This window comes from Polaribacter atrinae, from assembly GCF_038023995.1.
GTDB lineage: Bacteria > Bacteroidota > Bacteroidia > Flavobacteriales > Flavobacteriaceae > Polaribacter > Polaribacter atrinae.
Window position 1 is genome coordinate 1540905 of record NZ_CP150660.1, and the last position, 22507, is coordinate 1563411.

Consider the following 22507-nt stretch of genomic DNA (forward strand, 5'->3'; position numbering starts at 1 on the left):
TTATAATGACTTATCTACATGCTTAGAATCTAAAAAATTCTTTACATCGTATACAATTGATTTTTCTTTTTTTAGATCAGCAAATTCCAAACTAAGAAATTCTTTATGTGCCACCACTAAAATAACGGCATCAAATTTCTTTTTTGGTAAAACAATGCTAGATTCTAATTGATATTCTTTTTGAACTTCAGTTGAATTTGCATGAGGATCAAAAATAGTTACGTTTGCTCCATACTCTTTTAATTCATAAATAAGATCTACAGCTTTTGTGTTTCTAACATCGGGACAGTTCTCTTTAAAAGTGATTCCTAAAACTAAAACCTCAGCTCCTTTTACCTCAATATCTCTCTGAATCATCAATTTAGCAACCTCAGATGCTACATATTTCCCCATACCATCATTGACTCTTCTACCTGCTAAAATAATTTCTGGATGATAACCATATTCTTGAGCCTTTTGAGCTAAATAATAAGGATCTACACCAATACAATGCCCACCAACTAAACCTGGTTTAAAAGGTAAAAAATTCCATTTTGTTCCTGCTGCTTCTAAAACATCTTGTGTATTAATATCCATCAACCCAAAAATCTTAGCCAACTCATTTACAAAGGCAATATTAATATCTCTCTGAGAATTTTCTATAACTTTTGCTGCTTCTGCTACTTTTATAGAAGGCGCTAAATGTGTACCTGCTGTAATTACAGATGCATATAAATCATTCACTTTTTCACCAACTTCCTTGGTAGAACCAGAAGTAACTTTTAATATTTTTTCTACTGTGTGTTTTTTATCACCCGGATTTATTCTTTCCGGAGAATACCCTACAAAAAAGTCTTTATTAAAAACTAAACCAGATACTCTTTCTAAAATAGGCACACAATCTTCTTCTGTTGCCCCAGGATAAACCGTAGATTCATAAATTACGATATCTCCTTTTTTAATAACACTACCAACGGTTTCACTCGCTTTTATTAAAGGCGTTAAAACAGGTCTGTTATTTTTATCTACTGGCGTAGGAACCGTAACTACAAAATAATTACAATCTTTTAAATCTTCTAATTTTGATGTAAAAAACAATCCTAAATCGTTGTTATTCTCTTTAAGAACAACCTCATCTAAAAGTTCTTTAGAAATTTCTCTCGTAACATCTTTACCTTGCCCTAATTCTTCTATTCTTGTTTGATTGATATCAAAACCAACAACAGAAAATTTTGTTGCAAAAAGTCTCGCTAATGGTAAGCCAACATAGCCTAAACCAATAATACCTATTTTAATTTTACTCATTTATTTAAGTTTTCCCAATACCAATCTATAGATTCTTTTAAACCTTCTTTTAAAGAGAATTTTGGGTTGTAATTTAATAATTTCTTAGCTTTTGATATATCTGCGTGAGAATGTGGAATATCTCCAATTCTATTAGGTCCAAAGACCACTTCTACATCCTTTATTTTTGGATTATAATTCGATAAAAATTCTTTTAAAGAATCACATAAATCGATTAAAGTGTTTCTATCTCCAAATGCAACATTATAAATTTCATTTGCAGCTTCTTTGTCTGCAATTAAACTTAATAAGTTTGCCTGAATAACGTTGTCTATATATGTAAAATCTCTAGAAAAAGATCCATCACCATTTACAATTGGAGACTCTAAACTCATAAACTGATTTACAAACTTAGGTATTACCGCTGCATACGCTCCATTAGCATCTTGCCTTCTACCAAAAACATTAAAATATCTTAAACCAATTGTTTCTAAGCCATACGTTTTACCAAAAACATCTGCATACAATTCATTTACATATTTGGTAACTGCGTAAGGAGACAATGGTTTACCAATAACATCTTCTACTTTTGGTAACGATTCTGAATCTCCGTAAGTAGATGAACTCGCTGCAAAAACAAATCTTTTTACATTGTTATCTCTTGCTGCGACTAACATATTTAGAAAACCAGAAACATTTACATCATTTGTAGTAATAGGATCTTTTATAGACCTAGGAACCGAACCTAATGCTGCTTGATGTAAAATATAATCTACACCAGAAGCTGCCAACATACAATCTTCTAGATTTCTAATATCTCCTTCTATTAACGTAAAATTTGGGTTATCTATAAGCGAAACTAAATTTTCTCTTTTCCCTGTAGAAAAATTATCTAAACAGACTACTGTGTTATTCTTTTCAAGTAAAACCTCACACAAATTAGAACCGATAAAACCAGCACCACCTGTTACAAGTATTTTTTTTCCTGACAACTTTATTTCCATTAAGAAATCTTTTAGCTATTTTTTATAAAGAAACAAATATAACAAAAGAATCATTGGACTCTTAACCAAAAACCATTAAAAACAAAAAATCCTTCACATAAATGTAAAGGATTTTGCTTTGGTGGGCAATGAGGGATTCGAACCCCCGACCCTCTCGGTGTAAACGAGATGCTCTGAACCAACTGAGCTAATTGCCCTAAGCGGCTGCAAATATACAATACATTTTAAATCTACCAAACAAAAAATGAAATAATTTTTATTTATTTTTCAAAATCTATTAAAAATAAAAAATCCTTCACATAAATGTGAAGGATTTTGCTTTGGTGGGCAATGAGGGATTCGAACCCCCGACCCTCTCGGTGTAAACGAGATGCTCTGAACCAACTGAGCTAATTGCCCTAAGCGGTTGCAAATATACAACACATTTTAAATCTACCAAACAAAAAGACAATCTTTTTTTAAATAATTTCTGCAACAACAAATGTACTTCCACCAACATAAATGATATCTCCCTGATTAGCATCAAGTAACGCGTTTTTATAAGCAACTTCTACTGATGAATATTTTTTACCTATTAAACCAAATTCTTTTGCATTTTCTCGCAAAACAACCTCAGACATACCTCTTGGAATAGCTGGCTTACAAAAATAGTACGCTGCTTCCTTTGGAAAAAGTGGTAAAACCTCTTCTAATTTCTTATCAGAAACCACACCTAAAACAAAATGTATTCTTTTAAAGGTTTCTTTTTTTAATTGATCGAGTACAATACTCAACCCATCTTTATTATGGGCGGTATCACAAATTACTTTTGGGTGCTCTTGTAATATTTGCCATCTACCTTTTAAATTAGTGTTTCTCACAACATTTAGCAACCCATTTTCAATATTTTCTATTGATATTTTAAAACCTGTTAACTTCTTAATAGCAGCAACGGCTGTTTTTGTGTTTTTTTGCTGATAATCACCCAACAAGTCCGTCTTGTAGCTTTTATCATCATCTGAAGCAAAATAAATAGGCGCTTTGCTTTCATCCGCTTTCGCGATAAAAACACTTTTTACAGCTTCCTGCTCTTCTCCTATTACAACAGGAATCTTATTTTTAATAATCCCCGCTTTCTCAAAAGCTATTTCAGGTAATGTTTCTCCTAAAAACTGGGTATGATCTAAACCGATGTTTGTAATTACAGCAACTTCTGGCGTAATAATATTTGTAGAATCTAATCTTCCTCCTAAACCAACTTCAATAATAGCAATATCTACTTTTTCTTCAACAAAATAATCAAAAGCCAAACCAACTGTCATTTCAAAAAAGGACAGTCTTTGTGTTTCTAAAAAGTCTTTGTGTTTTTCTATAAAAGAAGAAACTTTCTTTTCGGAGATTTCAACTCCATTAATTCTAATTCTTTCGGTAAAGTTTTTTAAATGAGGAGAAGTATACAAGCCTACTTTATAACCCGCTTCTTGTAAAATAGAAGCCAACATATGACTCGTAGAACCTTTTCCGTTTGTACCACCAACATGAATTGATTTAAACTTTTTTTCTGGAAAATTTAATTCTTTAGAAAGCACTAAAGTATTAGTTAAGTCTTTTTTGAATGCTGTTTTACCTTCTCTTTGATACATCGGTAACTGTGCAAACATCCAATCTAATGTTTGTTGATAATTCATACGACAAAAATACGTGATTATTTAGACAAAGAAAACTTATAAATAATAGTCCCTACTTGGTTTGCAGGTGCTTTATCATCAGAATTCCATTTAGTACTTAAAGCTGCTTCTTTTGCAGCCTTCAATAAACAAGCCGCCGTATTGGTACTTCCTTTATGACCTGGTTTAGCAAAAATTACTTTTCCTTTTTTATCTACCTGAATTTGTACTACAACCGTACCTTCCTCTTGACAATCAGGTTGTACTTTTGGTTTAGAAAGCGCTCTTCTACCTGCTAAATTATAATCACCTCCATCACCACTTCCTGTATTCCCGTAGTAATTAGAAGATGCCGGATCTCCAGTTTCTTTTCCTTTTACACCTGGCTTAACATCATCTCCTTCTCCTTGTGGTTTTCCATCAGAAGAATTTCCATTCAATAAATTATTCAACGCATCTTGAGTTGCTTTGGATGGTTTTGGCTTTTCTTTCGGAATCTCTTTTACAACTTCCTTCTCTATAGGTTTTACAACTTCAACCTTTTTTTCTACCACCTTTTTTATAGGCTCTTTTACTACTTCTTTCACTTTTTCTACAACAGGCACATCTTTAGAAGTATCTTCTGTTATAATTTCTTCTTTAACTACTTCTTGCGGCGTTTCTTTTACAACTTCTTCTACCACCTCTTTTTCTACGACTTCCTCTTCAACTACTTCCGGAGCAGAAATTTTCTTTGTATCTTCCACAGGTTCTCCGCTTCCTACTTCTGAGGTACCAAAATTAATAGCCACACCATATTCTTCTGGCGGATCTAAATAACGCATTCCGTAATTTAGAATTCCGAAGATTATAAGCACCAGAATAACAGCTGTAATTACAGCAGATTTACGTTTATGTGTTGTATTTAGTATTTGCATTTTACTTGCCTTTTACAGCTAAAATCATTTTTAATTTATTCCTATTTGCAATATCAATTACTTGCATTACATTTTTATAAGGCACATCTTTATCACCTCTAATAACAATAGTCTTCTTTTTATCCGCTCCAACACTTTTTAATATTTCACTCTCCAAACTTGCAGAACTCACTTTTGTTTTATCAATATAAAACAACGATTCATTTGTAATAGATACAGCAACAGATTTATTATTCTCTGTCTTCCCTCCTGCTTTTGGCAATAAAACATCAATAGCACTTACAGTAACTAAAGTAGAGGTAAGCATAAAAAATATCAACAATAGAAAAACAATATCTGTCATTGATGACATATTGAATGTTGGATCTACCTTATTTCTTCCGCGTAAATTCATAAAATATTATTTTTCAAACGTTGAATTTAAATTTTAAACTTTTTATACTGGCTCGTTTAATAAATCTAAAAACTCAACAGATTTTGCTTCCATCTGATAAATTACTTTATCTGTTCTTACCACTAAATGATTATAAGTTATGTACGCAATAATCCCCACAATTAAACCACCAACTGTAGTTGTCATTGCTGTATACAAACCATCTGAAAGTAGTTTAATATCTATTTGACCACCAGCATTTGCAATTTCATGAATCGCAACAATCATACCGATTACAGTTCCTAAAAACCCAATCATTGGTGCTGCTCCTGCAATTGTTGCTAAAACACTCACATTTTTTTCTAATTGATACACTTCTAGCTTCCCTGCTGTTTCAATTGCTGTATTTATATCGTCTAAAGGTTTCCCTATTCTAGAAATTCCTTTTCCAATTAATCTTGCTGTTGGAGTATTTTTACTTTTACAAAGAGCGTCTGCAGATTCTAATTTTCCGTTAGAAACAAAATCCTTGATTTGATTCATAAAATTTTCATCTATTTTTGATGCTGCTTTTATAGCAAAGAATCTTTCAAAATAAATATACATGGCAATGGCCAACAACACAAAAAGTAGTGCTAAAATTATTTGCCCCCCTAAACCACCATCCATAATTAATTTATAGATAGAAAGTGTTTTTTCTTCTGAAACAACCTCTTCTAAAACCTCTTTATTCTCTTGAAAAAATAACAACATTTAATTCTATTTTTAAGTTCTATTTAAGTAACGACCTTTCTTTTTTTAAATTGTTCCAACTTAAAATAATCGTTTTTATTTTACATCAAAAAAAATGCCAAAACACAAATTGACATTCTTATACTTCTTTTATTTATACACCTTTACACATTGTAAAATTACCGTCTATAATATCAGTTCGAATGATTTTTATAAAAATCAAACCAAGAACTACATTAAAAGTTAAAACCCTTATACTCTACTCCAATTAGACTCAACTATACAGGCTACGCTTTATCAAAACGCAACCTATATTTATTATGATACAAATCTAACCATTAACTTTAAATTAATTGCTTTAAAGCTATTTCAAATGCCGTTGAACAAATTTTTGTTTTAGAGGCACTCTTTTTAAAAGTTCTCTGCAACGCTTTCTTTATAATATTAGAAGTATCATTAAAAATAGCTTTATCCTGCATTGGTAAATCTACTTTTGCTTCCATTAAATATGCAAATACTCTTGCAATACCACAATTTGAAATAAAATCTGGTAATAAACTTAAATGTTCATCTGTATATTCCATGATTGGCCCAAAGAATATCTCCTTATCTGCAAACGGAACATTTGCACCCGGAGAAATCACTTCTAACCCCGTATCTATCATTCGCTGAACCTGATCTTGAGAAACTAATCTAGAAGCTGCAGCTGGTACAAATATTTCAGCAGGCAGACTCCATATTTTTTCATTAACTTCATCAAAAGGAATCATATTCTCAGAAACTAACTGATTTCCGTTTTTAGATAAAAACAAAGCGGTCATTTCTTGCATCGTAAAGCCTTCTTCATTTATAACTCCACCGTCTCTATCTATAATTCCTACAACTTTAGCACCCAACTGAGTTAAATAATAAGCTGCCGCAGCACCTACATTTCCAAACCCTTGAATAATTGCTCTTTTGCCTTTTATTTCTCCTCCGTAAATAGCATAATAATGCTTCACAGCCTCTGCCACACCATAACCAGTTAACATATCTGCAATGGTATATTTTCTAGACAAATCTGGCGAAAATTCTTTATCTTCTATAACTTTAATCACCCCCAAACGCAATTGACCAATTCTATTTATTTTATCGGCTTCTGTTGGTTTAAAGTGTCCATTAAAGATTCCTTCTTGTGGATGCCAAACTCCGCAACTTTCTGTAATAGGAATTACATCCTTATCTGCATCAACATTTAAATCTCCACCTGTACCATAATAATGTTTTAACAAAGGTGTAACCGCTTTATACCAACGCTCTAAAACACCTCTTTTTCTCGGGTCGCTCGGATCAAAATTAATACCCGATTTTGCACCTCCAATTGCCGGACCAGAAACGGTAAACTTCACCTCCATGGTTTTAGCTAGAGACAAAACCTCGTTCATATTTAACCCCTTACGCATTCTTGTACCCCCGCCGGCAGCACCACCTCTTAAAGAGTTTATCACTACCCAACCCTCTGCCTCTGTTTCTGGATCTTTCCAATTAAAAACAATTTCTGGCTGCTTATTCTCGTATATTTTTAATAATTCTTTCATTCTAAAATTTTTAATAAATTAACTCTCCTTTTTGTTTTTTCAAACAATTTTAATTTTGCGATAAAATCCCCTTCAGGGGAAAAGTTAAAGTTGATTCATTTTAAAAATTTATAAATTTCTTATTAAACTGATACCTTACAAACTTACAGTAAAAAAATGGTTGTTCAAATTTTTTAATTTAAAAGAATTCTCTACTAAAACCCCTTTAAAACCAATCATTTTAAACAGACATATTTACTTCTTAGGATAAAAAACCTCACCAGAAGAATGATCTTTACTTACACCTGTTACAGAACTTAAACAATTTATTTTACCCTCACTTTTTAACAAGCCTAAAAAAGCAAAAATAAGCGCTTCTTTAAAATTTATCAATTGATGACCTGGCACAATAAGCGCTACCTCTTTTTCTTGTTGCACCTTATTAATTAAATATTCATTAAAAGCACCTCCACCAGTAACTAAAACCCTTGCATTTTTAGGTAAAACTTTTGCTATTGCCCAAGCAACATGATCTGTAAATGTTCTTAATAAGTCTTCAGGTTTTCTTTTTGACGATTCTAATCTTGGAAAAATTTCTTTTTGCACCCATTCTAAACCTAAAGATTTTGGCGGTTTTTGCTCATAATACTCAAGTGCTCGTAAATCTGACTCAAGTTGCATTAAATAAGTTCCCTTAGCAGCAATCATTCCTTTATCGTCATACTCAAAACCTAATTCTTTAGCATATCTATTCAGCACAATATTTACCGGACAAATATCATACGCAATTCTCTTACCATCCTCATGAAAGGAAATATTAGAAAAACCACCTAGATTTAAGCAATAATCATAATCAGAAAAAAGTAACTCATCCCCAATAGGCACCAAAGGCGCTCCTTGACCACCTAAATTAACATCTTGAGTTCTAAAATCGCAAATAACTTTTTGACAAGTTGCATCTGCAATTGTTTGCCCATCTCCCACCTGAAGTGTAATTCCGTTTTCCGGTTGATGCAAAACCGTATGACCATGAGATGCTATAAAATCGATGTTTTCAATCTGAAACTCATCAATAAAAGCACAAATCTCTTCACCCAGAAGCTTACCATAATTAATATCCAAAACCCTTAAATCATCCGAAGAAGAATGAATAGCATCTTGTAAAGTAGTTTTCCATTCTTCTGAATACGAAACCGTTTTTGAATGTAAAATACTAAAATCTTGATACGATTCTTTATCAAATCGAACATAAACCAAATCGATACCGTCTAGAGACGTTCCAGACATTAATCCTATTATAAAAACATCACTTTTATTCATATCTGTAAAAATAATAAATCCCTATTGATAATATGTTACGAAATCGATATCTTTGGAACAAGATTTTACGAATATAACAAAAAACATATATGGATTTTAGTTTAACAGAAGAACACATCATGATTCGTGATGCTGCAAGAGACTTTGCACAAACAGAATTATTACCCGGTGTAATAGAAAGAGACAACAAGCAAGAATTCCCAAATGAATTAGTAAAAAAAATGGGAGACCTAGGTTTTCTAGGAATTATGGTAGATCCAGAATACGGAGGAAGCGGCATGGACGCAATTTCTTACGTATTAATTATGGAAGAGCTTTCTAAAATTGATGCATCTGCCTCTGTAATTGTTTCCGTAAACAACTCTTTAGTTTGTTATGGACTAGAAGCCTACGCATCTGAAGAACAAAAACAAAAATATTTAACAAAATTAGCAACAGGAGAATTTGTTGGTGCTTTCTGCCTTAGCGAACCAGAAGCAGGTTCTGACGCAACATCACAAGCAACTACAGCAGAAGACAAAGGAGACCATTATATAATTAACGGAACCAAAAATTGGATTACAAGCGGCGGTCGTGCAGATGTTTATTTAGTAATAGCACAAACAGACAGAGATAAAGGACATAGAGGCATCAATGCTTTTATTGTAGAAAAAGGAACTGAAGGTTTTCACGTAGGCCCAAAAGAAGATAAATTAGGAATCCGTGGATCTGACACACACACCCTACAATTTAACGACGTAAAAGTACCGAAAGAAAATAGAATTGGTGAAGATGGCTTCGGATTTAAATTTGCCATGAAAACACTTTCTGGCGGAAGAATCGGTATCGCAGCACAAGCATTAGGCATTGCAGCTGGCGCTTATGAATTGGCTTTAAAATACTCGAAACAACGAAAAGCTTTTGGTACAGAAATTTGCAACCATCAAGCAATTGCTTTTAAATTAGCCGATATGCACACAGAAATTGAAGCTGCAAGAATGTTGGTTATGAAAGCAGCATGGGACAAAGACCAAGGCAACAATTATGACATGTCTAGCGCAATGGCAAAACTATATGCAAGTAAAGTAGCCATGGAACACACCGTAGAAGCCGTACAAATTCACGGAGGAAACGGTTTTGTTAAAGATTATCACGTAGAACGCTTAATGCGAGATGCTAAAATTACACAGATTTACGAAGGTACTTCTGAAATTCAGAAAATTGTAATTTCTAGAGAAATCATCAAAGGATAAACTACACCTATATATAATGTATAAAAAAATCCATCTTTCTATAAGGTGGATTTTTTCTTTTGGGCGTGTTTTTGAGAAAAACAAAAACCACGCTATTCACTATATCTTTTTAAACAGACCACTATAAAGCTTGCGCTCTACACAAACTAATTCAGAACTAAAGAAAACCACACTTACACATCTACACCTTAAAAAGGATGCCGTTTCTATCGTTCACACAAACCTACTTATACATCCAACTCGATATCATACAATTGCAAACCAGAAGAAGGTGCATTGTTTCTCATATACATTCTATCATTATCTTCTTTTAAAGAAGAATCAATAAACTGTAAATCTAAATTCCCTTTCCCAACCTCAAACAAGGTCGCCATCATCAATCTAATTTGATATCGTAAAAAACCTTTTCCTCTTACCTTTAATATATAAGACTCTTCTGGAAAGAAATTTGCCTTTAAAACATCATTTTCTACAATTTCACAAGAATTAATAATCCTCTTAAAAATAGTTTTATCTGACGGTTTAGTACAATATTTATGAAAATAATGCTCACCCTCAAACATTTTTGCTGCTTGTTGCATAGTCTGCAAATCTAAACTTTCATCAATATTCACAATAAAAGGAGCAGAAAAAGGATGGTTCTTACCCCCAAAAGAAAAGTAATAATGATACTCTTTAACCTTAGGAGCATTAATTACATTAAACCCCCTATCAACCCGCTGTATAGAAATAGCCCTAAAATCTGGCGAAAAATTAGCGTTTAACGAAGCTACAAAAGATTTTTCTTCAACTACTTTATCCGTAAACAACTGAATATAATAAGTATTCGCAGAAACCTTAGCATCCGTTCTCCCTACCCCAATTGTCTTATAATGAACATCTTCAAAAACAAAAGACAAAGTTTTATCTACCATATCATGCAATGTTTTTGCATTTGTTTGTTTTTGCCATCCAGAAAATCGAAAACCAAGGAATTGTAACTTAACTATATAAGAAAATGAATATTTCATAGGTGCAAATATACAATAATTGCATTTTTTTTTACAAAAGACACATTTTTATGAATATCCTAAAATTACGATACACATTTTTACATACCCGATATTTTAAACCCTTCAAAAACCTTAAAATGAAGTTATCTCAGTTTGACCCCTATTTTTTTAAGGGTAAGACACCTAAAATAAGCTATTTCAAAAAAACACCCCCTTGTCAGTTTAAATTTAATATTTACTTTTGACCAAGTTCAATTAATATAAAAATCAATTAACACTAAAAGAACAACATTATGAAAAAAGTAATTTGCACATTATTATTAGCTACTAGCTTAATAGCTACAGCTCAAGAAAACGAAGACAAAGGAACTTTCACATTAAGCGGAACAGTAGACGTATACGGAACAACAAACTTTACAAAAGACCCTGGAACTCCAGGAATATTAATCGCAAGCCCAGAAAACGCAAATGCATTTGGTTTAGGTTTTGCAAACACTGTATTCGCATACGAAAAAGGTAAAGCTGGTATTGTAGCAGATATCGCTTTTGGACCAAGAGCAGATGATGCAAATATGGCAGGAGCAATCAACCAATTATATGCATACTACAATGTAACTGATAAATTAACACTTACAGCTGGTCAATTCAACACCTTCTTAGGATATGAAGTTATCAACCCATCAGCTAACTTTAACTACACTGTATCTTATTTATTTAATGCAGGTCCTTTTTCTCACACAGGTATAAAAGCAGATTACGCAGTTTCTGAAGACTTATCTTTCATGTTAGCTGTAACTAACGCACACGGAATTTCTAGTGCTGATGGTAATCTTACTGACGACACTCAATTAGGTGCTCAAGTTGGATACAAAGGTCAATACTTAAACTTTATTACTGGTGCTGTAAGTGCTGGAGGAGCTACAGATTGGATCTTTTTAGACTATACAGGTGGTTTTGATTTAACAGACACTTTTTATGTAGGAATAAACGCAGCTTACGCAAACTCTAGCGATGCTGACGAAGGATACCAAGGTGTAGCACTTTACTTACAAAACACTTTTTCTGACACTTTTTCTTTAGGATTAAGACCAGAACTTTTTACAACTAACTCAGGAAGCACTGACAGTAATGTAACTGCATTCACTTTAACTTCAAACATCAACTTAACAAGCAACTTAAAGTTTATAACTGACTTAAGATTTGACTCTTCTGACGACTACATCATTGAAGCTTTTCCTACAGAAAAAAGTACATCTACCTTAACAATGGCAGCAGTATACTCTTTCTAAGAGAAGACTAAAATCAACAAAACACATTACTAACTAACACTTTATAAATATGAGTTTATTTTTAACATTATTTCAAGACACTCCAGTAACAGAAGTTTCAAAAGCTGTTGAACAAATAAATGGAGATATGGGAATGCTTTGGATGCTTATTGCAGGTATCTTAGTATTCTTAATGCAAGCAGGTTTTACCTTAGTAGAATCTGGAATGACAAGATCTAAAAATGCAGTTAACATTGCAATGAAAAATTTATTAGATATTTGTGTAGGCTCATTAACATTCTGGTTAGTTGGTTATTCTTTAATGTACGGAGACACTACTAACGGATGGTTTTTCTGGAGCGGTTTATTCCAAGGTGAAGGAGCAGATTTATTCTTTCAAACAATGTTTGCTGCAACAACTGCAACCATCGTATCTGGAGCAATTGCTGGTAGAACAAAATACTCAACATACATTATATTCTCTATTGTAATGACTGCTGTTATTTACCCTATATCTGGCGGATGGCAATGGCAAGGTAGTGGATGGTTAACAGAAATGGGCTTCATTGACTTTGCAGGTTCCTCAATAGTACACTCCGTAGGTGGATGGGCTGCTTTAGTAGCTGCATTTATGGTAGGTCCAAGAATTGGAAAATATGTAGACGGAAAAGTATTACCGATTCCTGGTCACAACCAAATCTTAGCAACTTTAGGGGTATTTATCCTTTGGTTTGGATGGTTTGGATTTAACGGTGGATCTCAATTAGCTTGGGGTGGAGCAGATTCAATAACTGCATCAAACGTAGTATTAATCACAAACTTATCAGCAGCAGCTGGTGGATTAGGAGCTTTAATCACTACATGGATCTGGTACGGTAAACCAAACTTAAGTCAAACATTAAACGGTGTATTAGCTGGTTTAGTTAGTATTACTGCAGGTTGTGGTAACATGACTGCCGGAGGAGCTGTATTAGCTGGTTTAATTGGAGGTATACTTGTTGTATTTGCAATTGAATTTATAGAAAAGAAATTAAAAATTGATGACGCTATTGGAGCTGCTTCTGTACACGGTGTTGCCGGTGCATGGGGTACTTTAGTTATCGGTCTTTGGGGTGTAGACGGAGACACAGCTATTGGATTATTCAATGGTGGTGGCGCTGCTCAATTAGGTGTTCAAGCAACTGGAGTATTAGCATACGCTGCATGGGCAATTGGTTTATCATTTATTGTTCTTGGAATACTAAAAGCAACCATGGGATTACGTGTAAGTAAAGAAGTAGAAATAGAAGGTTTAGACGTACACGAACACGGATCTATCGCTTACCCAGGAGTAAGACAAAGAGACTTTGACGATAAATAATACATAAAAAAAGCTTGATTATTATTCTTTTAAAAAAATCACATAACTTGGTAAACCAAGTTATGTGATTTTTACACGAAAGACTAACAAACAACAAAACGAACAATTAACAATTAATTTTATCATGAAAAAAATTGAAGCAATTATCAGAAAATCAAAATTCAGTGCTGTAAAAGAAGCATTGCATTCAGTTGATGTAAATTTTTTCTCTTATTGGGATGTTACTGGTTTAGGTAACGAAAAGGAAGGACACGTATATAGAGGTGTAAGCTATAGCACTAGCGATATACAACGTAGACATGTATCCATTGTAGTAAATGATGATTTTGAACAAATAACTATAGACGCCTTACTAAAATCTGCTGCTACAGGAGAAGTTGGTGATGGTAAAATATTTGTATCAGACATAACTGAAGTATACAGAATAAGAACTGGAGAAAAAGGAGGCGAAACTTTAAAGAAAATATCAAAATAAAAGACATGGAATTATTAACAATAAACAATGTATGGATGATGATCTGTACAGCACTAGTTTTCTTTATGCATTTAGGTTTTGCATTTTTAGAAATTGGTTTAACAAGACAAAAAAACACCCTTAACATACTTTTCAAAAATATTTTTATTATCACCACAGGACTACTATTATACGCATTAGTAGGCTTCAACTTAATGTACCCTGGCTTTGCTGATGGATCATCTGGAATTGTTGGTTTTGCAGGATTTGGATTATCATCTCCACTAACTGCAGAAGGCGCTCTAGATTTAGCATACAACGAAGGTTACACTTACTGGACAGATTTCTTGTTTCAAGGGATGTTTGCAGCAACTGCCGCTACCATCGTTTCTGGTGCCGTTGCAGAAAGAATGAAAATTCTTCCATTTATGATATTCGCCATAATATACGTAGGTATTGTTTACCCAATTGCAGGTTCTTGGAAATGGGGTGGTGGTTTTTTAGATCAATTATCAACACCTTTTTACGATTTTGCAGGCTCAACACTAGTACACTCTGTTGGAGGATGGGCAGCCGTAGTAGCTGTTTGCTTATTAGGCGCTAGGATAGGAAAGTTTAAAAAAGGAGAAATACAAGCAATTCCTGGTCACAACATACCACTAGCAACTGCAGGTGTTTTAATCCTTTGGTTAGGTTGGTTTGGATTTAATGGAGGTTCTGTTTTATCTGCAGACCCAGAACTAACATCATTAACATTAGTTACAACTTGCTTATCTGCAGCAGCAGGTGGAGTTATTGCCGCTATTGTATCAACAATAATGTACAAAAACTTAGATTTAACAATGTTCTTAAACGGTATTTTAGGAGGTTTAGTTGGTATTACTGCAGGTGCAGATCAAATGTCTCCTACAGATGCTATTATAATTGGAGCTATTGCAGGTGCAATAATTGTTTTTGCAGTTAGCTTAATAGATAAATTAAAACTAGATGACCCTGTTGGAGCTATTGCTGTTCACTTAATATGTGGTATTTGGGGAACTTTAGCAGTTGGTTTATTTGGTAACCTTGCAGGTGTAGATCAATTTATCAGCCAACTAATTGGTGTAGTTTCTTACGCTGTTTTTTGCCTATCAACTTCATTTATCATTATATATACCCTAAAGAAAACAATGAGAATAAGAGTTAGCGAAAAAGAAGAAGTAGAAGGCTTAGATGTTCATGAACATGGTATGGATGCATACCCTGACTTTCGTCTAAACGAACACTAGTCAATTAATTAAACAACCACAAAAGTCTGTAAATTTAAAAATTTACAGACTTTTTTTCTTATTTTATGAATATGATAATAAAAATCCATTAGATTGTCATAAGTAATCTTTTTGCATAGTTTTATTGATTTCATCATAAAAATCACATTAAAACAGCAAGAATACTGAATCCTTTTCAATAAAATACATAGCTTTGTATATATAATTGAACACAATATGGAGAAACAAGGATTATACTTACCAGAGTTTGAACACGAAAATTGCGGTGCTGGTTTTATCTGTAATTTGAATGGAGAAAAAACAAATCAAATTATACATGACGCCCTAGAAATTCTAGTTAAACTAGAACATAGAGGGGGTGTTAGTGCAGATGGAAAAACAGGAGATGGAGCCGGAATTTTAATAGACATACCTCACGATTATTTTAAAAGAGTTTGTAACTTCCCCATCCCCAAGCAAAGAGAATACGCTGTCGGAATGGTGTTCCTTCCTAAAGTTAGCAATCAATATAATTTCTGTAAAACTACGTTTGAGAATGAGATTAAAGAACAAGGACTAGCTATTTTAGGCTGGAGAGAAGTTCCTGTAGATCCATCTCAATTAGGAGAAATTGCATTAGCTTCAGAACCAAATATTGAACAATTATTTATAGGTAAAAATGAAGATATTGACGAAGCTACTTTTAAAGCTAAGTTATATGCTGCTCGTAAAATAGCAGAACATACTATCAGAAAATCTAAAATCTCCGAAAGTAAATATTTCTACATTCCAAGTTTATCAATAACCACTATCATCTATAAAGGTATTATTATGCCAGAAGATATTGGTCCTTACTATAAAGATTTACAAGAAATAGATTTAGTTACACGTTTAGCATTAGTGCACCAACGTTTTTCTACAAACACAATGCCAACTTGGGAGCTAGCACAACCATTTAGACACATGTGTCAGAATGGGGAAATTAACACTTTACGTGGTAACGTAAGTAGAATGCGTGTTCGTGAAGAAATCATGAAAAGTGATGTTTTCGGGCCACAAATAGACAAATTATTCCCTATTATTTTACCAGGAAAATCAGATTCTGCTTCTATGGATATGGTTGTTGAGTTATTAACACACACCGGTCGTTCATTACCAGAAATTATGATGATGATGATTCCTGAAGCTTGGGAAAAACACAAAACCATGTCTAAAGAGCGTAAAGCTTTTTACGAATACAATGGTTGTATTATGGAACCTTGGGACGGTCCTGCATCTGTACCTTTTACTGATGGAGACTATATTGGTGCCTTATTAGATAGAAATGGATTAAGACCATCTAGATATACAGTTACCAAAAGTGGTAGTTTAATTATGTCGTCAGAAATTGGTGTGGTAGATGTTGCACCAGAAGACGTAAAAGAACACGGTAGATTAGAACCAGGAAAAATGTTCTTGGTAGACATGAATGAAGGTAGAATCATTGAAGATGAGGAAATAAAAAGTAAAATTGTTTCCGAAAGACCTTACCAAGAGTGGTTAGACAAATCTCGTTTACACCTAAAGGACGTTCCATATAACGGTGAAACTTGCCCAATTGAAACTATTGATGTAAAAACGCGTCAACGTTTATTCAATTACACTTTCGAAGATATCCAAGAAGTAATTACCCCAATGGCAATTGTAGGTAAAGAAGCTTTAGGATCAATGGGAATTGACACACCTTTAGCTGTTTTATCAGACAGACCTCAATTAATATCTAATTATTTTAAACAATTATTCGCACAAGTAACAAACCCTCCTTTAGATGGTATACGTGAAGAAATTGTAACTGATATTAGTTTAAATTTAGGAAAAGACAGAAATATTTTTAGCGTTACAGATAGACAGTGTAGAAAATTAAGAATTCAGAATCCTGTTATCTCCAATGCCGATTTAGAAAAAATAAGAAATATAGATATTGAAAGTTTCAAAGCAAAAACTATTGAAATTTTATATCCAAAAGCACAAGGTTTAAATGGACTTGAAGACGCTTTAGACGCAATTGTTATTCAAGTTGAAAAAGCAATTGAGAACAAGAACAATATAATTATATTGTCTGACCGTGGTGTAAACCAAGAGTTTGCCCCTATTCCTGCTTTATTAGCATGTTCTTTTGTAAATCATCAATTAAACCGTTTACGTAAGCGTTCTTATTTCGATATTATCATCGAATCTGCAGAACCACGTGAACCTCATCATTTTGCAACTTTATTTGGCTACGGCGCAAGTGCTGTAAACCCTTATATGGTAAATGAAATTATCAGAATGCAAGTTAAAGAAGGCTTTATTACTGGTATGGATGAGCAAAAAGCAGTTGACAACTTCAACAAAGCTATTGGTAAAGGTATCTTAAAGGTGATGAACAAAATAGGAATCTCTACATTACACTCTTATAGAGGTTCTCAAATTTTCGAAATTGTAGGATTTAACTCTCAATTTGTAGAAAAATACTTCCCATATACCGCTTCAAGAATTGAAGGTATTGGTTTATATGAAATTGAAAAAGAAATAGATCAACGTTACAAACAAGCATACCCAGATAATCAAATTGACAAAAACCTAGGTTTAAATGTTGGTGGAGATTATAGATGGAGAAGAAATGGAGAGCGCCACTTATTTAATCCAACTACTGTTGCAAAATTACAACAAGCAGTAAGATTAAGTGATCAGGCTAGTTATGACGTTTATGCAAAAACCATCAACGAGCAGTCAGAAAGTTTAATGACAATTCGTGGTTTATTTCAGTTTGATAACCTAGACCCTATCCCTTTAGAAGAAGTAGAACCTTGGACAGAAATTGTAAAACGTTTTAAAACGGGTGCTATGTCTTACGGATCTATCTCTAGGGAAGCACACGAAAACTTAGCGATTGCTATGAACAGAATTGGTGGTAAATCTAATTCTGGTGAAGGTGGAGAAGACAGAAAACGTTTTCAAAAAGATATCAATGGAGACAGCAGAAATTCTGCAATTAAACAAGTAGCATCTGGTAGATTTGGAGTAACTTCTCATTATTTATCAAGCGCGAAAGAGATACAAATTAAAATGGCTCAAGGAGCTAAACCTGGTGAAGGTGGTCAATTACCTGGATCAAAGGTTTTACCTTGGATCGCATCAGCAAGAAACTCAACTCCTTTTGTAGGATTGATTTCTCCTCCTCCTCATCACGATATTTATTCAATTGAAGATTTAGCACAACTAATCTACGATTTAAAAAATGCAAATAGAGACGCAAGAATTAATGTAAAATTAGTTTCTGAAGTTGGTGTTGGTACAATTGCAGCAGGTGTTGCAAAAGCAAAAGCAGATGTTGTTTTAATATCTGGCTATGACGGTGGTACAGGAGCATCTCCACTAACCTCTCTAAAACACGCTGGTTTACCTTGGGAACTTGGTTTAGCAGAAGCTCAACAAACCTTAGTTCTTAATGATTTAAGAAGTAGAATTGTAGTAGAATGCGATGGTCAATTAAAAACAGGTCGTGATGTTGCTATTGCAGCATTATTAGGTGCTGAAGAATTTGGTTTTGCAACCGCCCCTTTAGTTGCTTCTGGTTGTATTATGATGCGTAAATGTCATTTAAATACATGTCCGGTTGGTATTGCAACTCAAGATAAAGAATTACGTAAAAACTTTAAAGGAACACCAGAGCACGTAATTAACTTCTTCTATTATATTGCAGAAGAATTAAGAACAATTATGGCACAACTTGGTTTTAGAACATTAGCTGAAATGGTTGGTCAAACTCACAAAATTAACGCTAATCACGCTATCAAACACTACAAAGCAAAAGGACTAGATTTATCTAGTATTTTACACAGACCAACTGCTTATAGAAGTATGACTGTTAAGAATACAGAAGGTCAAAACCATAATTTAGAAGGAGTTTTAGATTTTACTATATTAAAAGATTCTCACAGAGCTTTATATAGAAAAGAAAAAATGAATTTAGCATATCCAATCAAAAACACAAACCGTACTGTTGGAGCCATTGTTAGTCATGAAATTTCAAAAATATACGGTCATTTAGGTTTACCAGAAGACACTTTAAACATTAATTTCACAGGTTCTGCAGGTCAAAGTTTTGGAGCATTTGGTGCGCATGGTTTAACATTTATCTTAGACGGTAACACAAATGACTATTTAGGTAAAGGTTTATCTGGAGCAAAATTAATTGTTAAGAAACCAGCAAAAGCAGACTTTTTAGCAGAAAACAATATTATAGTTGGTAATGTTTGTATGTTTGGAGCCGTAGCCGGTGAAGCTTATATAAACGGAATTGCAGGAGAACGTTTTGCAGTTCGTAACTCTGGAGCAACCGCAGTTGTAGAAGGTGTTGGAGATCATTGTTGTGAATATATGACTGGTGGTAAAGTAGTTGTTTTAGGTAAAACAGGTAGAAACTTTGCAGCAGGTATGAGTGGTGGTATCGCTTACGTATATGACCCTAACAATAAATTTGTAAACGGACTTTGTAACACAGAAACTATTGAGTTTGAAGAAATCTCTGAGGAAGTAGCTGCAGAACTAAAAGCAACAATAGAGAAACACGTTTTATATACAGATAGTAAAAAAGGAGCTGAATTGTTAGCTGATTGGGAAACAAGTTTAAAAAACTTTGTAAAAGTAATGCCAACAGAATACAAAAAAGCTTTAAAACGTATAGAAACAGAAGAACCAATGTTCGAAGAATTAACAATAGCATAATGTCATGGGAAAAATAACAGGATTTAAAGAATTTGAAAGACAAGATGAAGCATATACTTCTGTAAAAGATCGTGTAAAAAATTACAAAGAATTTACAGTTCCTCTTTCCGAAGAAGAAAAAACAAAACAAGGATCTCGCTGTATGGATTGCGGTATTCCTTTTTGCCATAGTGGCTGCCCATTAGGAAATCTAATTCCAGATTTTAACCACATGGTTCATCAAGGTGAATGGAAAAAAGCTTCTTGGATACTACATTCAACAAACAATTTCCCAGAATTTACAGGTCGCTTATGCCCTGCCCCATGTGAACAATCATGTGTACTAGGCATTATAGAAGACCCTGTTTCTATAGAAAATATTGAAAAAAACATTGTAGAACGTGCCTTTAAAGAAGGATGGATAAAGCCACAACCTCCAAAAAATAGAACCGGAAAAACAATTGCTATTATTGGTTCTGGACCTGCAGGTTTAGCTACAGCACAACAATTAAACAGAGCCGGTCACACAGTAACCGTATTTGAAAGAGATGATGAAGTTGGTGGTTTATTACGCTACGGAATTCCTAATTTTAAATTAGAAAAAGGAATTATCGACAGAAGAGTTGCTATTTTAGAAGCAGAAGGAATCATATTTAAAACAAACATTAACGTTGGTGTTAATTATGATGTAAAAGACCTAAAAACTTTTGATAGTATCGTTTTATGCGGTGGCTCTACAGAAAGACGCAGCTTACCAACACCAGGTATTGATGCTGATGGTGTTGTACAAGCAATGGATTTCTTAACACAACAAACAAAAGTAGTATTTGGTAAAGAAGTAAAAGACCAAGTATTAGCTACAGATAAAAATGTAATTGTAATTGGTGGTGGAGATACAGGTTCAGATTGTATTGGTACTTCAAACAGACACGGAGCAAAATCTGTGGTAAACTTTGAAATTATGCCAAAACCTCCAGGGCACCGTTCACCAACAACTCCTTGGCCTTTTTGGCCTTTACAATTAAAAACATCTTCTTCTCACAAAGAAGGAGTAGAACGTAATTGGCTAATCAATACAAAGGAATTTGTAAAAGATGAAAACGGAAAATTAATTGCTTTAAAAACAGTTAATGTAGAATGGAAAATGGTTCCAGGAGAAAGACCTCAATTAATTGAAATTGCAGGAACAGAAAAAACTTGGCCATGTGACTTAGCTCTACTTGCATTAGGTTTTACAGGTCCAGAAAACACTCTAGCAGACAAGTTAGGCATTAAAACAGATGCACGTTCTAACTATAAAGCAGAATACGGTAAATACCAAACAAATGTAAAAAACATTTTTACCGCAGGAGATATGCGCCGTGGACAATCTTTAATTGTTTGGGCAATTTCTGAAGGAAGAGAAGCTGCAAGACAAGTAGATTTATTTTTAATGGGTAAAACAGAACTACCTACAAAAGATACTTCTGGCGATTTAGTTGCTATGTAAAACATCTAATTAAATAAAAACTCATCAGTAATACTGGTGAGTTTTTTTGTTTCCACTATTCACATTATTTAGGCGTACCCATTTTTTAAAAACAACATTTATAACAACAAACATTTAGCTCTAAAAATGGTCAGGCTATTCATTACAAGTCCTCGTTCATACCTCACTGTGGGCTTTTCATTTCTATCCTTCACGCAAAAAAATAATTTTTCAAAACACAATAAAAACCACCAATAACTTCAACCACTTAATCACCAACCGATAGATTTACATATTTTTTTAGAACATAAACACATTGCTAAGCTCTAAAACCTCACATTCTAAAGACCTACTCTCACAATTTCTAAATAATTCTCATTAAAATTTAGGCATAAAAAAAAGCCTTATCAATAAATATAAGACTTTTTTGCTCCCTCTCAAGGACTCGAACCTTGGACCCTCTGATTAACAGTCAGATGCTCTAACCAACTGAGCTAAGAAGGAGTTTGCTTCACATATAATGCGATTAGCGAGTGCAAATATAAATCTTTTTATGACTTGCACAAATGTTTCTTGATATTTTTTTAATACAAAAAGAAAGTATTTGAAATTCGACACAAACAAAGAGAAAAACAAGCAATTTTTCTTCTTAATTTTTTATAAAAAATATACTTATTTTAATGCACAACTTTTTTTTCCCTTATCTCTTTTTTTAATTTGCCTCCTACTCTTAATAACACGAAATCGAAAAAAAGTTTATAACAAAAAAAAAGTCTTATCAATAAAGATAAGACTTTTTTGCTCCCTCTCAAGGACTCGAACCTTGGACCCTCTGATTAACAGTCAGATGCTCTAACCAACTGAGCTAAGAAGGAGTTTGCGACACATAATTGTGTTTTTCGAGTGCAAATATACATCCTTTTTTAACTTCTCCAAACATTTTTTTA

The 22507-nt window shown here is 33.5% G+C and carries 16 protein-coding genes and 4 tRNA genes; 7 read left to right on the forward strand and 13 right to left on the reverse strand.

Features of this window, described 5'->3' with window-relative positions:
• From WG945_RS06770 to WG945_RS06815, 10 genes are all read right to left on the reverse strand, one after another.
• Positions 1 to 1284 (reverse strand): nucleotide sugar dehydrogenase, encoded by a 1284-nt coding sequence (locus tag WG945_RS06770; protein WP_068448639.1) that lies wholly within the window; start codon positions 1282 to 1284, stop codon positions 1 to 3.
• Positions 1281 to 2267 carry an SDR family oxidoreductase gene (locus tag WG945_RS06775; RefSeq protein WP_068448640.1) on the reverse strand — a complete coding sequence of 329 codons (987 nt, stop codon included), beginning with the start codon at positions 2265 to 2267 and terminating at the stop codon, positions 1281 to 1283. Before WG945_RS06775 ends, WG945_RS06770 begins: the two co-directional genes overlap by 4 nt.
• A 119-nt stretch (positions 2268 to 2386) precedes the next feature.
• Positions 2387 to 2464: transfer RNA gene (locus WG945_RS06780), tRNA-Val, on the reverse strand.
• Positions 2465 to 2588: 124 nt separating this feature from the next.
• Positions 2589 to 2666 (reverse strand) — tRNA-Val (locus WG945_RS06785).
• A 59-nt stretch (positions 2667 to 2725) separates the two neighbouring features.
• Complete coding sequence (locus tag WG945_RS06790; RefSeq protein WP_068448641.1) at positions 2726 to 3934, reverse strand: bifunctional folylpolyglutamate synthase/dihydrofolate synthase; 1209 nt, start codon at positions 3932 to 3934, stop codon at positions 2726 to 2728.
• A 17-nt stretch (positions 3935 to 3951) separates the two neighbouring features.
• Positions 3952 to 4830 carry an energy transducer TonB gene (locus WG945_RS06795; protein ID WP_068448642.1) on the reverse strand — a complete coding sequence of 293 codons (879 nt, stop codon included), beginning with the start codon at positions 4828 to 4830 and terminating at the stop codon, positions 3952 to 3954.
• Between the two features lies 1 nt (position 4831).
• The gene (locus WG945_RS06800) at positions 4832 to 5224 is read right to left on the reverse strand and encodes an ExbD/TolR family protein (protein WP_068448643.1); all 393 of its coding nucleotides are present in this window, start codon (positions 5222 to 5224) and stop codon (positions 4832 to 4834) included.
• Positions 5225 to 5266: 42 nt separating this feature from the next.
• A complete protein-coding gene (locus WG945_RS06805) occupies positions 5267 to 5956 on the reverse strand; it encodes a MotA/TolQ/ExbB proton channel family protein (RefSeq protein ID WP_068448644.1) in 690 nt (229 codons plus the stop codon).
• Positions 5957 to 6279: 323 nt separating this feature from the next.
• Positions 6280 to 7512 carry a Glu/Leu/Phe/Val dehydrogenase dimerization domain-containing protein gene (locus WG945_RS06810; RefSeq protein WP_068448645.1) on the reverse strand — a complete coding sequence of 411 codons (1233 nt, stop codon included), beginning with the start codon at positions 7510 to 7512 and terminating at the stop codon, positions 6280 to 6282.
• Between the two features lie 234 nt (positions 7513 to 7746).
• The gene (locus WG945_RS06815; protein WP_068448646.1) at positions 7747 to 8811 is read right to left on the reverse strand and encodes an anhydro-N-acetylmuramic acid kinase; all 1065 of its coding nucleotides are present in this window, start codon (positions 8809 to 8811) and stop codon (positions 7747 to 7749) included.
• 89 nt (positions 8812 to 8900) lie between these two features.
• Between WG945_RS06815 and WG945_RS06820 the strand changes: the two genes are divergently transcribed.
• The gene (locus WG945_RS06820; RefSeq protein ID WP_068448647.1) at positions 8901 to 10043 is read left to right on the forward strand and encodes an acyl-CoA dehydrogenase; all 1143 of its coding nucleotides are present in this window, start codon (positions 8901 to 8903) and stop codon (positions 10041 to 10043) included.
• A gap of 227 nt (positions 10044 to 10270) precedes the next feature.
• Here the strand turns inward: WG945_RS06820 and WG945_RS06825 are convergent, their stop codons facing one another.
• Positions 10271 to 11053 carry a pseudouridine synthase gene (locus WG945_RS06825; protein WP_068448648.1) on the reverse strand — a complete coding sequence of 261 codons (783 nt, stop codon included), beginning with the start codon at positions 11051 to 11053 and terminating at the stop codon, positions 10271 to 10273.
• Positions 11054 to 11328: 275 nt separating this feature from the next.
• Here WG945_RS06825 and WG945_RS06830 point away from each other — a divergent pair, with 275 nt between their 5' ends.
• The 6 genes from WG945_RS06830 to WG945_RS06855 all read left to right on the forward strand — a co-directional run bounded on the left by WG945_RS06830 (position 11329) and on the right by WG945_RS06855 (position 21581).
• Complete coding sequence (locus WG945_RS06830) at positions 11329 to 12324, forward strand: outer membrane beta-barrel protein (protein ID WP_068448649.1); 996 nt, start codon at positions 11329 to 11331, stop codon at positions 12322 to 12324.
• 49 nt (positions 12325 to 12373) lie between these two features.
• Complete coding sequence (locus tag WG945_RS06835; RefSeq protein ID WP_068448650.1) at positions 12374 to 13663, forward strand: ammonium transporter; 1290 nt, start codon at positions 12374 to 12376, stop codon at positions 13661 to 13663.
• A 124-nt stretch (positions 13664 to 13787) separates the two neighbouring features.
• On the forward strand, positions 13788 to 14138 hold the full coding sequence (locus WG945_RS06840) for a P-II family nitrogen regulator (RefSeq protein WP_068448974.1): 351 nt from the start codon (positions 13788 to 13790) through the stop codon (positions 14136 to 14138).
• Positions 14139 to 14143: 5 nt separating this feature from the next.
• The gene (locus tag WG945_RS06845) at positions 14144 to 15385 is read left to right on the forward strand and encodes an ammonium transporter (protein ID WP_068448651.1); all 1242 of its coding nucleotides are present in this window, start codon (positions 14144 to 14146) and stop codon (positions 15383 to 15385) included.
• A gap of 216 nt (positions 15386 to 15601) precedes the next feature.
• Positions 15602 to 20113: a glutamate synthase large subunit gene (gene gltB / locus WG945_RS06850; protein ID WP_068448652.1), complete on the forward strand. Its 4512-nt coding sequence runs from the start codon at positions 15602 to 15604 to the stop codon at positions 20111 to 20113.
• 4 nt (positions 20114 to 20117) lie between these two features.
• Positions 20118 to 21581 (forward strand): glutamate synthase subunit beta, encoded by a 1464-nt coding sequence (locus WG945_RS06855; protein ID WP_068448653.1) that lies wholly within the window; start codon positions 20118 to 20120, stop codon positions 21579 to 21581.
• A gap of 409 nt (positions 21582 to 21990) precedes the next feature.
• Here WG945_RS06855 and WG945_RS06860 read toward each other — a convergent pair.
• Positions 21991 to 22064, reverse strand: a tRNA-Asn gene (locus WG945_RS06860).
• A gap of 297 nt (positions 22065 to 22361) precedes the next feature.
• Positions 22362 to 22435: transfer RNA gene (locus WG945_RS06865), tRNA-Asn, on the reverse strand.
• Positions 22436 to 22507: the final 72 nt, after the last annotated feature.

Bases quoted from the DNA above. Each gene is read 5' to 3' on its own strand.
- WG945_RS06770 (WP_068448639.1), bottom strand. From the start codon at position 1,284: ATGAGTAAAATTAAAATAGGTATTATTGGTTTAGGCTATGTTGGCTTA.
- WG945_RS06775 (WP_068448640.1), bottom strand. From the start codon at position 2,267: ATGGAAATAAAGTTGTCAGGAAAAAAAATACTTGTAACAGGTGGTGCT.
- WG945_RS06790 (WP_068448641.1), bottom strand. From the start codon at position 3,934: ATGAATTATCAACAAACATTAGATTGGATGTTTGCACAGTTACCGATG.
- WG945_RS06795 (WP_068448642.1), bottom strand. From the start codon at position 4,830: ATGCAAATACTAAATACAACACATAAACGTAAATCTGCTGTAATTACA.
- WG945_RS06800 (WP_068448643.1), bottom strand. From the start codon at position 5,224: ATGAATTTACGCGGAAGAAATAAGGTAGATCCAACATTCAATATGTCA.
- WG945_RS06805 (WP_068448644.1), bottom strand. From the start codon at position 5,956: ATGTTGTTATTTTTTCAAGAGAATAAAGAGGTTTTAGAAGAGGTTGTT.
- WG945_RS06810 (WP_068448645.1), bottom strand. From the start codon at position 7,512: ATGAAAGAATTATTAAAAATATACGAGAATAAGCAGCCAGAAATTGTT.
- WG945_RS06815 (WP_068448646.1), bottom strand. From the start codon at position 8,811: ATGAATAAAAGTGATGTTTTTATAATAGGATTAATGTCTGGAACGTCT.
- WG945_RS06820 (WP_068448647.1), top strand. From the start codon at position 8,901: ATGGATTTTAGTTTAACAGAAGAACACATCATGATTCGTGATGCTGCA.
- WG945_RS06825 (WP_068448648.1), bottom strand. From the start codon at position 11,053: ATGAAATATTCATTTTCTTATATAGTTAAGTTACAATTCCTTGGTTTT.
- WG945_RS06830 (WP_068448649.1), top strand. From the start codon at position 11,329: ATGAAAAAAGTAATTTGCACATTATTATTAGCTACTAGCTTAATAGCT.
- WG945_RS06835 (WP_068448650.1), top strand. From the start codon at position 12,374: ATGAGTTTATTTTTAACATTATTTCAAGACACTCCAGTAACAGAAGTT.
- WG945_RS06840 (WP_068448974.1), top strand. From the start codon at position 13,788: ATGAAAAAAATTGAAGCAATTATCAGAAAATCAAAATTCAGTGCTGTA.
- WG945_RS06845 (WP_068448651.1), top strand. From the start codon at position 14,144: ATGGAATTATTAACAATAAACAATGTATGGATGATGATCTGTACAGCA.
- gltB (WP_068448652.1), top strand. From the start codon at position 15,602: ATGGAGAAACAAGGATTATACTTACCAGAGTTTGAACACGAAAATTGC.
- WG945_RS06855 (WP_068448653.1), top strand. From the start codon at position 20,118: ATGGGAAAAATAACAGGATTTAAAGAATTTGAAAGACAAGATGAAGCA.